The organism is Pseudomonas sp. 10C3, assembly GCF_036346185.1.
GTDB lineage: Bacteria > Pseudomonadota > Gammaproteobacteria > Pseudomonadales > Pseudomonadaceae > Aquipseudomonas.
Genome location: NZ_JASJVE010000204.1, coordinates 1 through 239 on the forward strand (window position 1 = coordinate 1; position 239 = coordinate 239).

Annotated in this window: 1 pseudogene; it reads right to left on the bottom strand. The window is 54.8% G+C overall.

Annotated elements, in window-relative coordinates:
* A pseudogene (locus QN399_RS26640) lies at nucleotides 1-239 on the bottom strand (polynucleotide adenylyltransferase PcnB); the annotation flags it as partial.

Sequence of the window (239 nt, forward strand, 5' to 3'; positions counted from 1 at the left end):
CGAGGACTCGCTCGCTGACCGGATCGTTATACAGCGCGTTGATCGTGAAGTCGCGACGCTGGGCGTCTTCTTCAAGGGTGGCGTATACGTTGTCGCGCAGGATGCGTCCGCTTTCATTGCGTGAAGACTGGTTGCTGTCCTCTTCTTCATCAACTTGCGGATGGTTGTCGAGAAACGTCGCGACCTCAAACATATCACGACCGAAATGGACGTGAACCAGTTTGAAGCGACGGCCAATG